At 31.3% G+C, this 14,995-nt stretch carries 14 protein-coding genes and 2 riboswitches; all 14 genes read right to left on the reverse strand.

From position 1 onward, the window contains the following. Positions 1-199: 199 nt before the first annotated feature. Positions 200-266, reverse strand: a riboswitch (Fluoride riboswitch). A gap of 271 nt (positions 267-537) precedes the next feature. Next, positions 538-735 (reverse strand): hypothetical protein, encoded by a 198-nt coding sequence (locus CCE28_RS10820; RefSeq protein ID WP_095133725.1) that lies wholly within the window; start codon positions 733-735, stop codon positions 538-540. Positions 736-818: 83 nt separating this feature from the next. Then, positions 819-1,934 carry a bactofilin family protein gene (locus CCE28_RS10825; protein WP_095133726.1) on the reverse strand — a complete coding sequence of 372 codons (1,116 nt, stop codon included), beginning with the start codon at positions 1,932-1,934 and terminating at the stop codon, positions 819-821. A 349-nt stretch (positions 1,935-2,283) separates the two neighbouring features. After that, a complete protein-coding gene (gene rimI, locus CCE28_RS10830) occupies positions 2,284-2,718 on the reverse strand; it encodes a ribosomal protein S18-alanine N-acetyltransferase (RefSeq protein ID WP_242972963.1) in 435 nt (144 codons plus the stop codon). Further along, entirely contained in the window at positions 2,711-3,430 is a 720-nt protein-coding gene (tsaB, locus tag CCE28_RS10835; RefSeq protein ID WP_095133727.1) for a tRNA (adenosine(37)-N6)-threonylcarbamoyltransferase complex dimerization subunit type 1 TsaB, read from the reverse strand. The genes rimI and tsaB overlap by 8 nt, the downstream gene beginning before the upstream one ends. Next, positions 3,427-3,885: a tRNA (adenosine(37)-N6)-threonylcarbamoyltransferase complex ATPase subunit type 1 TsaE gene (gene tsaE / locus CCE28_RS10840; RefSeq protein ID WP_095133728.1), complete on the reverse strand. Its 459-nt coding sequence runs from the start codon at positions 3,883-3,885 to the stop codon at positions 3,427-3,429. Before tsaE ends, tsaB begins: the two co-directional genes overlap by 4 nt. A gap of 130 nt (positions 3,886-4,015) precedes the next feature. Further along, complete coding sequence (locus tag CCE28_RS10845; RefSeq protein WP_095133729.1) at positions 4,016-4,627, reverse strand: ECF transporter S component; 612 nt, start codon at positions 4,625-4,627, stop codon at positions 4,016-4,018. 100 nt (positions 4,628-4,727) lie between these two features. Next, positions 4,728-4,851: riboswitch (FMN riboswitch) on the reverse strand. Between the two features lie 55 nt (positions 4,852-4,906). Further along, positions 4,907-5,428 carry a hypothetical protein gene (locus tag CCE28_RS10850; RefSeq protein WP_095133730.1) on the reverse strand — a complete coding sequence of 174 codons (522 nt, stop codon included), beginning with the start codon at positions 5,426-5,428 and terminating at the stop codon, positions 4,907-4,909. A 170-nt stretch (positions 5,429-5,598) separates the two neighbouring features. Further along, positions 5,599-7,752, reverse strand: coding sequence for a Tex family protein (locus CCE28_RS10855; protein WP_095133731.1), 2,154 nt, complete (start codon positions 7,750-7,752; stop codon positions 5,599-5,601). A 12-nt stretch (positions 7,753-7,764) separates the two neighbouring features. Further along, positions 7,765-8,875, reverse strand: a protein-coding gene (gene prfB / locus CCE28_RS10860; RefSeq protein WP_141228350.1) for a peptide chain release factor 2 whose coding sequence is annotated in 2 segments (ribosomal slippage) — positions 7,765-8,799 and positions 8,801-8,875 — 1,110 coding nt in all. Because the reading frame shifts where the segments join, the coding sequence is not laid out codon by codon here. 68 nt (positions 8,876-8,943) lie between these two features. Continuing rightward, positions 8,944-11,634, reverse strand: coding sequence for a preprotein translocase subunit SecA (gene secA, locus CCE28_RS10865; RefSeq protein WP_095133732.1), 2,691 nt, complete (start codon positions 11,632-11,634; stop codon positions 8,944-8,946). 355 nt (positions 11,635-11,989) lie between these two features. Beyond that, entirely contained in the window at positions 11,990-12,598 is a 609-nt protein-coding gene (locus CCE28_RS10870) for a DUF5317 family protein (RefSeq protein ID WP_095133733.1), read from the reverse strand. A 235-nt stretch (positions 12,599-12,833) separates the two neighbouring features. Further along, on the reverse strand, positions 12,834-13,361 hold the full coding sequence (gene hpf / locus CCE28_RS10875) for a ribosome hibernation-promoting factor, HPF/YfiA family (protein ID WP_095133734.1): 528 nt from the start codon (positions 13,359-13,361) through the stop codon (positions 12,834-12,836). A gap of 751 nt (positions 13,362-14,112) precedes the next feature. Then, a complete protein-coding gene (locus CCE28_RS10880) occupies positions 14,113-14,592 on the reverse strand; it encodes a flagellar protein FlgN (protein WP_095133735.1) in 480 nt (159 codons plus the stop codon). 6 nt (positions 14,593-14,598) lie between these two features. Further along, positions 14,599-14,985 (reverse strand): flagellar export chaperone FliS, encoded by a 387-nt coding sequence (gene fliS / locus CCE28_RS10885; RefSeq protein ID WP_095133736.1) that lies wholly within the window; start codon positions 14,983-14,985, stop codon positions 14,599-14,601. Between the last annotated feature and the right edge of the window lie 10 nt (positions 14,986-14,995).

Raw genomic sequence — 14,995 nt, forward strand, 5'->3', positions numbered from 1 at the left:
AAATGCAAAAAAGCATACTACGTCTGCTTCGCCAAGGAACCCTATGGTTCCTTTCGACGATTGCTAACGTAATCTGAGCATCCTCCTTTAAAGAGGCAGGGGAATTCTTCCCCCACACCCCCTTATTTTTTTGCTTATGTATAGTGTTGAGAATGTTACAATTTCCTATAACGCAAAAAACCCCTACTTAGATGTTAAAATCTGAGCAGGAGTCATTAATTGTATTTACACAATGGTTAAAGGCGAACTCCATCACCTATATTATAAAAATGTAAAAATAAACAGAGATTATTTAGCATCCCTTATAACTTTAATCATTATATCATAGTTTTATTAATGATGGTATATGGAACTATGGTATTTTATGAAAGAAATTTACAAAAGGTTTAGGGTTTTTGGTTTGTTTTTTTCAATAGCTTAACTCTTAACGCCAATCTCTAAACCAAATATAATAAAGAATGTGACTATGATAATACCTAGTCACATTCTATTTTTTAACTTAATTATATTATATATGTTATATTTTAATAGTGAATTCTAGCCTTCTTCTCTTGCTGTATCGTCATTTTTCTCCATTAGGTTTAAATCACATTGATGTTCTGCAGTAAAATGAGAACAGTTCTCACAACTAGTCCACATGTCAGCTGAGTTACTTAACCCTTCTCCATACAAACTGCTATATTTATTACAGGTTTCACCTATTGCAATTAATTGCTCTTTGCTTCTGTTGTTCATAATCTTCCTCCTTTTTAAAATCATGAAATAGTCTATACTATATATATTTTGCAAAAGTACATATGAAATTATTCAACAACCTACTATAAAATGCTATTCTTTCTGTTTCTCTGTATGCTTTCATATATGACCAATAAATATAGACCTGCTCCAAATACTTTTGTTCCTAATCCAACAAAAAATCTAACAAATGGTATAAAATCAACAAAAAATAATATGAACAATCCTATAGTAAATCCTAAATATATTTTTTCTCTGCTCTTTAAGATTTTAGTTCCAATCCATATGCATATGGGAATTTTACTTACATAAATCAATAAACCATATAGTACTCCTAATAACATTCCTATAGGTATACCTAATATGCTTATTAGCAAGATAATGCATATGATAGGAACAGAAAAAATTCCTATTAAGCCACTTATTCCAGCTTCAAACGTTCTTTCTTCTACATCTATTATCATTTCCAGATAGATATTTTTAAACAAATATATTAATAATAAACTAAGTAAAAAATATGTAACATAAGATGAACCCTTAAATAGTAAACCTACAAAGGATGACAAGCCTGCCTTTTTATTAATATTAATGTTATGCGTATTTTTCCCAGTAGTTTCACCAGTTACCACACTACTAGGTATTTTATGTAACATTTCTCCTTCATAAGTTAAATCTCCATGTATTTTAGTAGTAGGAGAAATATAGATTTCATTGGCAGATATATTTACATCCCCCTTTATTTCACCCTTAATATTCACCTTATCTGCCTTTACATATACATCTCCACCTATGAATCCTAATAGCTGAACTTTATTTCCTGTAATATTTACATTTCCATCGATTATGGATTCTTTACTTAAATTTATTTTATTACCAAAGCCTATTAAATCCTCATTTACCTCTCCTTTAATGTCAATTTTGTTGCCAGTGAATCTCACATCCCCCTTTATTTCTCCACCTAATAGGGCCCTGTTAAATACACCACTCATATCTCCATTTAAAATTCCCCTATTTAAAATAGTATTACAGGCAATAAATATATCACCCTCTATTATTCCATAGTTTTTAAAATCATCTGTAAATAAATATAAATCCTCACTTACCCTCTCATCCTTTTCTATGACTTGCCCTTGGGCAAACACATTAAGTGGCATAATAACTAATATTACAACAATAAATATACAGGCTATCTTTCTCATTTTAAGTCTCCTTTTCATATTAACTTTACTTATATTTATTCTTTTTTCTTTCGATTAATTCTATTATTTATAAGGGTTAATAAACCTATTTCAGCTCAATAAAATTTAGCTACTTACAAGGGAATATGAATGAAAAATTTTTAGAAGGTGGAACATCAGAACATCCTATGCTGTAAACAATTGTGAACCTTCTATCCTAATTATAAGATTTGCACTATTTAGCCTGATAGTGACTTACCTTATAAAATATTTTTTATTCATATGACCGAAGTAAGTTCACACGAGTTTAGATTAGACATATTTTTACACAATAAAAAAACTATTGAAAGAATTAATTCCTTCAATAGTTTTATCTCCACATTATCATGGCGTCTTCCTTATTATCTTCATAGTATTTAGGCCTTATGCCCACACTTTTAAAACCGTATTTTTCGTACAACCTCTGGGCTGGTATATTTGAAACTCGTACTTCTAAAGTATATGCATTTATTCCCTTCTTGTCACCTTCATTTAGGAGTTTGTCGATTAACAGGTCACCATATCCCTTTTTTCTACAATTAGGATGTACGGCCACGTTAGTAATATGTCCCTCATCTCCAATTATCCACATACCTGCATATCCAACTACCCTATCCTTTTCCTCTACCACAACATATAGGGCTAAATTGTTCTCTTCCATTTCCTTTCTAAAGGCATTTTCACTCCAAGGAATAGGAAAGGAACTATTCTCCACCTCTAATACATGTTCAATATCATCTATGGTCATAAGTCTAGTACTAATCATTTTGACCACATTTTCTCATCTTTTCTTCATATTGTCTTTCTGCTTCAGACTTTCTTAAATATATGGGATTTAATCCATATAAATTATCAAAATCATTGGAGTTAGCTCTCTTAAGGGCAATCTCTCCTATAGATGATGCCCTTGGCATATTCACACTCCTTGGTGCAAAATATGCTTTATCCTTTAGCTTTTCCTCTATAATTTCTCTATATTTCTCTACGCCATCACCTAAAAATACTACACTCTCAGGTCTAGCCATTAAATATTCCAATACTTCATCTAATTCTATAGCTTCATGTTTTCTTATTATTTCTAAATTATCCTTATCCCACTTGTAAACAGCCGTATATACTTGATTTCTTCTGGCATCTAGTATGGGACATACTAACATGTGACACATGGGCATGTTAAGGGCTAGTCCATCTAGAGTTGACACTCCTATTATGTTTTTTCCTTTACTATGGGCTAGTGCCTTAGCCGTAGCTATTCCAATTCTTATGCCAGTAAAAGACCCAGGTCCCAATGCTACTGAAATTACATCTATGTCATCTATGGTGAACTCACAATTTTTTAACACCCTATCTATAGCTGGCATTAGCTTTTCAGAGTGAGTTAATTTACTATTTACAATTTCTTCACCTATAAGCTTATGTTCATCTATTATGCTCACGGTAGATACTATGGAAGATGTATCTATACTTAATATTTTCATATTCTCTCCAACTCCTCAACTATTTTTTTAAAGTGTTCACTAGTAGGTACCATGTCCATTATTCGCTCATTATTTAAACCATATTTTATATTAATCCAAAGATGCTTTTCAGGTATTATTTCCTCAATTAAGTTAGCCCATTCTATTACACAGACACCTTCTGAATAAAAATATTCTTCATATCCTATATCTTCCATTTCTTCTACAGATCCTACCCTATATACATCAAAATGATATAACTTTTCGCGACCTTCGTATTCATGAACAATAGTAAACGTTGGACTAGTTATGTATTCATCTATATTAAGACCTTTAGCAATAGCCTTTGTCATAGTAGTCTTTCCCGCACCTAAATCTCCCGTTAAACATACTATGTCTCCCACTTGAAGTAATTCTCCAAGTTTATATCCTATATTAAAAGTTTTATCCTCACTATTACTTATTATAGTTTTCAAATGTTACACCTCATTTAGTCTATTATCTCATTATTATTATTATCCAAAATCAATTATATAATTTCATATGCCATCATTCAACAAAAACAAAAAAAATAGGACGGTTATTTTGTAAATAACCGTCACTAGCTTACTTTATCTTTAAAATAGGTGATATTTTCTTATATATTACTAAAGTTACAGCTGATACTAAAGTTCCTTTTATCAAATTGAATGGAACTACAGCATATAATATTAAGGATTTTAAATCTACCACATATTTATTAGCTGCCCTACTCATGTCTATTATGGCATTTATAGGCATGAAGTTTGAGTAAAAGGGAATTAATATAAAGTAATTAGCTAAGGCTCCTACAATTGCCATAGTTAAAGTTCCCGCAGCCATTCCCATTAATGCGCCCTTTCTATTTCTATTATTCTTGTAAACCATACTAGCTGGTACTATTAAAGATATTCCAATTAAAAAGTTTGCTAATTCTCCAACGCCTCCAGTAGATGACTTTGTAATTAAATTAAGTAAGTTCTTAATAAGTTCAATTAAAACTCCCGCCATAGGCCCTAGTGATAAGGCTCCTATTAAAGCTGGTAAATCGCTCAAATCAATTTTTAAAAACTCTGGAAAGAAAAACAGTGGCAATTCTAATAACATTAGTACATAAGAAAAAACTGATAATACTGCTATTTTAGTCATTACATGAGTTTTTCCTAAAGTACCTCCATTAATAGTACTAGTTTTATTCATATATACTCCTCCTTAGATAGGTAATTCCATAGTCAGGCACATTCTAAAAATAAAAATGCCCGAAGCATAATACACTTCGGGCATGAAAAAGTCACAAATAAACCTTCTTCTACCATCCAGACTTTACTGTCGGTACTGGAATTACACCAGTTCAACCATAATAATATTATGGTTCGCGGACTTTTACCGCCGGTCGGGAATTTCACCCTGCCCCGAAGAATACCTAATTTTTAATATTATATTTAATTAATTACATTATATATTAATTTATTTAATTATTCAACATATATCTAATTCTTCTGCTAAAGATAGCTTAGTATACTTACAAATTAAATATGTAACTAAAAGAAATATTTCATGGGGTAGAGCATATTTTATCTTCTCCCAGTCTGAATAAAACAAGTGATTTATTTTTACTTTCAGAAAAATTAGTACAGAACTCTCTATAATATATATGGCTATCACAGGTATTAACACTGCCCATATGGCTTTTTTATATGATATACCTAAAACAAAATATATTGAGCATATATATACACCTATAACCACAGGAATATGGGTAGGAAACGGTACATATTTTCTTATTATAATTAAGCTTATGGATTGTGCTATGACCAAAAATACGAGCTTATTCCATTTTTGATTTCCTTCATTTACCAAATATAACCCACTTAAAAGTATTAATATGTTTTCTGGAATTATGATAAAGAGTATAGTTTTTAATGAAATTATATCCATGTATCCTTCTTCTCCCCCTTTAATTAAACATCCCCAACTACTTAGACTATTTATAATATTCAAAAGTTCCCCTGTTTAACACTTTCATCTTGAATTTTATATAATTCCTCTTTATTAACATAATTCCTTCCTATAGTATTCTTATTTAATATAAATTTAAGATTTGTATATATGTTAATTAAAATGTATCAAAAAAAGTACCAGCATATAACAATTGCTGGTACTTTCTTATTCTATTTTATTCCCTTCATGGTTAAACTAATTCTTCCCTTTTTTAAATCTATATCTATAATCTTTACTTTAACAGCATCTCCTACAGCTACTATATCCATAGGATTTTTTACGAATTTGTCACTTAGTTGAGATATATGAACTAGACCATCTTGCTTTACTCCAATATCTACAAAGGCACCAAAGTCTACCACGTTTCTAACCGTACCTGTAAGCTCCATATCCACCTTCAAATCTTCCATCTTAAGAACATCACTTCTGAATACAGGCTTTGGCATTTCCTCTCTTATATCGCGGCCTGGCTTCTTTAGTTCTCCTATTATATCTACTAGGGTAGGTACTCCTATTTCTAACTCATCTGCTATAGTTTTAATGTCACCATATTTTTCTTTTATTCTATCTTCTATATCAGACATATGGCCATTTTTTATGTCTTCATTTGTATAGGATAAATCACTAAGTAATTTTAATACTACTTTGTAGGACTCTGGATGAACTGCTGTATTATCCAGTGAATTTTTCCCATCTGAAATTCTTAAGAAACCTGCACATTGTTCAAATGCTTTATTACCAAGCCTCTTAACCTTTTTAATCTCTTTTCTATCTGTGAATTTTCCGTTTTCCTCTCTGTATGCCACTATATTTTTAGCAATAGATTTGTTTATACCAGATACATATTCAAGTAAGGCTGGAGTTGCAATATTTAAATCTACACCTACTGTATTTACGCAATCTTCTACTACACCTGTTAAAGCATCCCCTAACTTACTTTGATTTAGGTCATGTTGATATTGTCCTACTCCTATACTCTTTGGATCTATTTTAACTAATTCAGCCAGTGGGTCTTGAAGTCTACGTCCTATAGATATGGCTCCACGTATGGATACATTCACATCTGGATATTCTTCTGCTGCAAGCTTAGATGCTGAATATACAGAAGCTCCTGCCTCACTTACTATAGTGTAATATACAGTTTTATCTATCTCTGATAACATATCTGCCACTAGCATTTCCGTTTCACGAGATGCAGTACCATTACCTATAGGAATAACATCTATATCATATTTATCTATTAATTCTTTTAATACCTTTTTAGATTTTTCCACTTCATTTTGTGGTGCATTAGGATAGATAGTTGTATACTCTAACAATTTACCCGTATCATCTAATACTGAAATCTTACATCCCGTCCTATAACTTGGGTCTATGGCCAAAACTCTAACGTTCTTTACTGGAGGAACCATAAGAAGGGGCTTAGTATTCTTAGCAAATACCTTTATGGCTTCATCTTCTGCCCTCTCCGTAAGCATATTTCTAATTTCCCTTTCTATGGATGGAGAAATCAATCTTTTATATGCATCTCCAATTACTTCCTTTAATATATTTTCATGTTTTTTATTTGCATTGGTTACAACACTTTTTTCTAATAACTCTATTATTTCTTCATCAGGGCTAATTATTTTTACCTTTAGAGCCTTTTCCTTTTCACCTCTATTTATGGCAAGTATTCTATGATTTGGAATAGTCTTTACCTTTTCCACATACTCTTTATACATTTCATATACATTATCTTCTTCTGTTTCTAGTCCTGTTGATTGTATGCTCCCCTTTTGTACATTTAGATTTCTTATTTTTTCCCTGTAAGTTGCAGTATCAGATATGGTTTCTGCTATTATATCCATGGCACCCTTTATGGCATCCTCTACTGTACCTACTTCCTTCTCTTCATCTATATATTTTTTAGCTTCACTTTCTAAATCATCCATAATGCCCTTTAGTATGTCTAAGGCAAAGGGTTCTAATCCCTTTTCTTTTGCTATGGTAGCACGAGTTCTTCTCTTTTGTTGATATGGTCTATATAAATCTTCCACCTTTTGCAATACTTTAGCCTTTAATATTTTATCCTTTAATTCTTCCGTAAGCTTTCCTTGTTCTTCTATAATTCTTATTACTTCTTCTTTTCTTTTTTCTAAGTTTCTAAGATAGGTTAATCTATCGTTAAGTTCACGAAGTATTACGTCACTAAGTCCCCCTGTTACTTCTTTTCTATATCTAGCTATAAATGGAACTGTGCACCCTTCGTCTATTAGGTTTATAGTACTTTCTATTTGTTTCCTACTTATGTTAAATTCCTTTGATAAAATATCTATTATCATTAGTATCTCCCCCTATTTTTGACCCTTTTTCCATTTTAGATATTCATTTATATAAAGGTCTATATTTCCGTCCATAACAGAACCCACATTTCCTATTTCCGCATTAGTTCTGTGATCCTTAACTAGATTATATGGATTAAATACATAGGACCTTATTTGGCTTCCCCAGGCAATCTGACTATAATCTCCCTTTATATCTTCTATTTTCTCTTTGTTCTCCGCTTCCTTTAATTCAATAAGCTTTGACATTAACATTTTCATGGCCACATCTCTATTCATATGCTGGGATCTTTCATTTTGACATTGAACTACAACCCCTGTAGGAATATGGGTTATACGTACTGCTGAATCTGTTGTATTAACATGCTGTCCTCCAGCTCCCCCTGCCCTATAAGTATCTATCTTCAAATCCACAGGATTAATATTCACATTCACATTTTCATCTATTTCTGGCATTATATCTATAGATGCAAAGGAGGTATGCCTCTTTCCAGAAGAATCAAATGGTGAGATTCTAACTAGTCTGTGTACTCCCTTTTCACCTTTTAAATACCCGTAGGCATTCTCTCCTTTTATAAGAAGAGTAACACTTTTAACTCCTGCCTCCGTGTCTCTTATTAAGTCTAGCGTTTTCACTTTAAACCCTCTTTTATCACACCATCTTAAATACATTCTAAGAAGCATTTCTGCCCAGTCTTGAGCATCTAATCCCCCTGCTCCTGCATGGATAGATAGTATGGCATTATTTTTATCGTATTCTCCTGATAAAAGGGTCTCTATTCTAAGCTTCTCTATATTTTCACTTAAATCCTTTAATTCTAACTTTATCTCTTTGTCTAAGGATTCATCATTTTCTTCCACTGCCATATCTAGTAAAATTTCTATTTCCTCATGCTTTTCCTCTAAATTATTAAAGGCTTCTATCTTATCCTTTAATGCCTTACTTTTTTGGAGTATGGTTTGAGCCTTACTAGAGTCATTCCAAAAGTCCTCTTGCATAGTCTTTTTCTCTAATTCTTCTAACTCCTTTTGTAATCTATCCGTGTCAAAGAGACACCCCAAGATTCTGTATTTTTTCATCCATGTTTCTTAGTTTTTGCTTATATTCTTGAATATTTAACATATTTCACCATCCCTATATATGTATTTAACGCTAAACAAATCGTTTAGCGTTAAAATATTTTAATGAAATTATTTGCTACCACAGCATCTCTTATATTTCTTTCCACTACCACATGGGCAAAGTTCATTTCTACCAGTTCTTTGGCCCTTTCTTATGGTTCCTATAGTATTAGAATCTGGGCTGTTAGTTCCACTGATTATGGCCACTTGCTTTCTTTCCGTATTTGTCTCTGTAGTTACATTAAATAGATATTTTAAAGTTTCCTCTTGAATAGCTCCAATCATTTCTTCAAACATGCTAAAACCTTCATTTTGATAAGCACGAACTGGATCCTCTTGTCCATAAGCTCTAAGACCAATACCTTGTCTCAACTGATCCATAGCATCTATGTGATCCATCCATCTTGTATCTACTACTCTAAGCATTACCATTCGCTCAAGTTCTCTCATTCTTTCAGAGCCAACTTCATTTTCCTTCTCTTCATATAAGTTCTTACCGATTTCTATTATTTTATTGTTAAGACTTTCTATAGTTAATTTTTCTACATTATCAAACTCAAGACTATCCTTTGGTAAGAATATATTTCTTAAGTTTTCTTTAAGTCCTTTTAAATTCCATTGTTCTGGATATTGTTCTCCAGCAGTATAAGAATTAACAGCACTCTCTACTACAGAATTTAACATGTTCATTATTTCGCCTTTTAGGTCTTCCCCTTCTAACACGCTTTTTCTTTCTTTATATATTACATCCCTTTGTTTGTTCATGACATCATCATATTGTAGTACATGTTTACGAATACTAAAGTTTCTTCCTTCAACTCTCTTTTGAGCACCTTCTATAGATTTACTAAGAATTCTAGCTTCTAAAGGTTCATCCTCTTCCATTCCTAATTTATCTACTACTCCTTGAATTCTTTCACTTCCAAATAGTCTCATTAAATCATCTTCTAATGATATATAGAATTGAGAAGCACCTGGATCTCCTTGACGTCCAGAACGTCCTCTTAGCTGATTATCTATTCTTCGTGATTCGTGTCTTTCTGTACCTATTATATAAAGACCACCAGCATTAAACACCTTCTCATATTCCTTATCCGTATGCTCTTTATATTTATCATGTAATTTATTATATGTTTCGCGAGCTTTTATAATCTCCTCATCTTCAGTTGGAGCAAAACTAGTACTCATGGATATTAGATAATCTGAATACCCCATTTTCTCCATTTCATTTTTAGCCATAAACTCTGGATTTCCACCTAATTTAATATCCGTTCCACGACCTGCCATATTAGTAGCTATAGTTACTGCTCCAAAATGACCTGCTTCAGCTACGATTTCAGCTTCTCTTTCATGTTGTTTAGCATTTAATACTTCATGCTTTATTCCACGCTTTTTAAGTAATTTACTTATAAGCTCAGAATCTGATATGGATATGGTACCAACCAAAACAGGCTGACCAATTTTATTTCTTTCCTCTATTGTATTTATTACAGCATTTAGTTTAGCCATTTTAGACTTATATATAACATCAGATAAATCTTCACGGGCTATAGGTTTATTTGTAGGCACAACTACAACGTCCATGTTGTATATGTGTTTAAATTCTTCTTCTTCCGTCTTAGCAGTACCTGTCATACCTGATAATTTATTGTACATTCTAAAGTAGTTTTGCAGTGTAATAGTTGCTAAGGTCTTAGATTCCCTTTGTACCCTCATGCCTTCCTTTGCTTCTATGGCTTGGTGAAGACCTTCACTAAATCTTCTACCAAACATAAGTCTTCCCGTAAACTCATCTACAATTACTACTTCTCCATCCTTTACTACATAGTCCTTATCTCTCTCCATAGTAGTATGGGCCTTTAGAGCTTGATTAATATGATGAGATAATTGAATGTGTTCAGGATCTGCTAAGTTATCTATTTTAAAATAATCTTCAGCCTTCTTTACAGCTGATCTTCCTTCTTCCTCATCATCTGTTAATACTACAGTACCTTCCTTTTCATCTACGGTGTAATCTATATCTGCTTTTAATGTTCTAACAAATCTATCTGCATCTAAATATAACTTTGTGGATTTTTCTCCTGCACCAGATATGATAAGTGGGGTTCTAGCCTCATCCACAAGGATGGAATCCACCTCGTCTACTATAGCAAAGTTAAGTTCCCTTTGAACCATTTCAGATTTATAGGTAACCATATTGTCCCTTAAATAATCAAAACCAAATTCATTATTTGTACCATAAGTTATATCTGCATTATATGCAGCACGTCTTTCCTCATTATCCATTCCATGAACTATACAATCCACAGTTAAACCTAGGAAACTATAAACCTTACTCATCCACTGCATATCACGCTTAGCTAAATAATCATTTACTGTAACTACATGGACCCCTTTACCTGTTAGGGCATTTAAATATACTGGTGCTGTAGCCACTAAGGTCTTACCTTCCCCAGTTTTCATTTCAGATATACGACCTTGATGTATGGCTATACCCCCAAGTAATTGAACCCTATAATGACGCATACCTAAAGATCTTACTGCCCCTTCCCTTACTACGGCAAAGGCTTCTGGTAATATATCATCTAGGGTTTCTCCCTTATTTAATCTCTCTTTAAACTCAATTGTTTTATTTCTCAATTCTTCATCTGAAAGCTTCTGCATTTCAGGTTCTAATTTATCTATCTTATCTACAGTTTTATATAATTTTTTAACTTCCTTCTCATTAAATCGTCCTAATATTTTATCAAAAAAACCCATTTGTATCATCCTCTCGATTCTTGCTTTAAACTTAATTTTAACATATATAACTATTAATTAGAACACATATATATAACTTCATACTTAATTCACTAATTCATCACAAAATGCTCTTTAACTTATAATATTATTAGACTTTTTTATCCATAAAAAATCATACTTCGTATGATTCGTTATGGAACCCTATGGTTCCCTTCGACGATTGCTAACGCAATCTGAACACCCTCCTTTAAAGAGGTAGGGGAATTCTTCCCCCACACCCCCTTCTTTTTTTTAGTTATTCACAGTCTTCTAGACTTAAATTTTTCTAGTAACTAAAAAAGTTCAAACAAAAGGAAGAACTTTAGTTCTTCCTTTATTTATTCCCACTATATCTAAATTTTATCATTCTACTTCTACTTGAGTAAGAATAATTATGATAATAATTGTTTAGCATTTGAGCTTGTGTAAACGCTAAAACTCCAATTGATACTAATATGTCTCCTATACTCATTATTGATGAAGATATATATGGTCTTTTAATCAAAATAAATCGTCCTAAATATTTACTAATTCCTTCTACTTTTTCAAATTCAATATATTTAATTAAATTATTATTATTAATTTCACTAATACTTTGTATATAGTTTGTATTTTTTATTAAGTCCATGGATATGGGCATGGCATTTTTGTGTAATATTAAAGCTACCATGTTAAGGAGCATTCCTAAAGATACTATCCAGAGTGATTTTTTATCCAAGTTAAATATTAAACATACAAGGATTAGTCCAAGGGATACTATGTATGCATAAGGAACAATATATCCACTCCAACTATAACTTCCTATAAACAGTGGTAAAAACTGAATGAATAGGGCAAATATTATTAATGGCCACATTTTCATGTTAGTCCGTCCTATATTCCCTAATCTTCCACCTCGTAACTTTCCAATTATTATACCTAATGTGATTCCCTCTAAAAACATGCGGTTCACCTCATCTTAATTATAAAAGTCTGATTTTTTTAATAATATCACAAATATGACTTTTCTCCAAATTCACATTATATTTTGTTACTTTCTATCTATATTAATATTTCTATGTATAATCATATATATCCTTTAGAAAATATTTTTTTATTCCCTGTAATTACTATATTTAAAAAAGCCCTCTTATATTTATTTTATAAAAGGGCTTTATTTATATAATATTAAATTTTATTTAAAAAGTAGGTTCTATTAGGCCATAATTTCCATCTTTTCTCTTATAGATTACATTTACGTCATCTGTTTCAGAATTGGTAAACACATAGAAGCTATGTCCTAGCAATTCCATTTGTAGTATTGCTTCTTCTTCACCCATAGGTTTTATTGCGAATCTTTTAGTTTTAACAACTTTCGCATCCACATGTTTTTCCTCATATGCTGGAATATGTTCAAACTTTATATGATTATGTCCTCTGTATTTTTTTTCTAACCTAGTTTTATGTTTTCTAATTTGACTATTTAATTTATCTACTGCTTTATCTATAGCAGAATACATATCATCAGTAGCTTCTTCAACTCTAAGTATAGAACCGTTAATAGGAATTGTTATTTCAATAATTTGTCTATTCTTTTGAACTCCCAATGTTACTTGCGCTTCTGTATCCTCCTTGAAGTATTTTTCGAATCTCTCTAATTTCATTTCTACTGCTGCCTTTAAAGCTGGAGTCACTACCACATTCTTTCCATTGACTTTAATTCTCATATACTTCAGCCCCTTCCAAAATAGTAGGTAAAAGATGTTCTTAAATCTTAACCCTTTATTCTTTATATAATTAATATTCATATGATACGAATATTATTTACACTTTTTTATGTTTGGACAAGTTTTCTTATTACATTCATACCCTTTAAGCAAAAAGATAAACATATAATTTAAAATTTTTCCAAAAGAAGCTGTAAAACTTTTTATATAATTTTAGCAGTAATATATTAAATAGTTTATATATATTTATATTATGGTAGAAAATTTATCTTATGATACTTTATTATTTTATCTTATTTAACCCATGTAACTTATTCACAGTTTTTCCACATTGTGCACATATAGAATAACTTTTTTGTGGATAATGTTAACAACTCTGTTAATAAAGTATTAGTCCTGTTTTTTCTGTGGATATATTGTTAATTGTAGGTGGACAAGTTGATAATGTCCAATTGTTCCATTTTTTACAAATAAAAAAACCTCCATATCAAAATGGAAGTTTTAACTCGCATAATCATAGCTGACCTGGTCTTTGCCCCCACACTCGCCTGCTGGAAGGTTTGCTCCGGGTTTGCCTCACTATTACTTCTCTCAGATTTAACTGGCAGGTCTTACTTCTAAGCCGCACCATGATCAATAATTTACTTTTTAAAATTACCTTACGTGGGTCCTTTTGCCTGCGACTGGCTTGGACTTTCAACCACAGACCTACATCATGCACAATATATTATACACTCTTTTTGATAAAATATCAATTATTATTGTCTAAAAAGACACCACTTACAGAAGCATATTTTTTAGTATATGCTGATGCAATCTTTCTACCGCTTTGTTGAACTTTTACATTTTTCATTTTTTTCTTCAATTCATTAAATTCAGTTTCTATTAATAATTTATTTTCATCATCTATTTTCTTTATGTTCTCTAAATATTCCATAATTTTTTTTACTCTGCTTTTTACTTCTACAAATTGTGGATATTTAGTTAAGGATATTTCATCCATAGATTGCACATTTAAAATGTCTTTAACTTTGTTAAGTGTTTCTAAAAACTGTATATCTAACTGATTTATTTTATCTATTATTTTTTGTTTTTCTTTTATATTGCGTGATAATTTATCCACATTATTTGCAGACACTATATCCTTTTGCCCTTTTGTTATATGTAGCATTTCTTTTAAAAGTTCAATTTTATTATTACATATATTTATTAACTCATTAATTTTATCCATAATAACCTACTTTTTCTTAGCTATTACCATAGCTTCCTTCCAAGTATCCCTTAGTTCTGTAACTAATTCTAAAGCTTCTTTTAACGCATCCACATTCTTACTAATATTTCCATCTACTAATCTATCTGAAATATAGTCATATAAGGGTCTAAATCCTTTAGCAACCTCATATTTCATATCTAATGTAGCGTTAAGCTCATTGATTATAGCATTTGCACGCATAATTGCATTATGGGTTTTTTCTATATTTTTTTGCTCAATAAAAAGAATTCCTTGATTGATAAATTTAATTGCTCCATTATAAAGCATCAACGTAAGTTCTTCTGGTGATGCCTGCATAATATTATTTTGTTTATATTGATTAAATCTTGCATAAGGATTTCTCATTGCCATACTTATCTAC

The sequence above is a fragment of the Anaeromicrobium sediminis genome (assembly GCF_002270055.1).
GTDB lineage: Bacteria > Bacillota > Clostridia > Peptostreptococcales > Thermotaleaceae > Anaeromicrobium > Anaeromicrobium sediminis.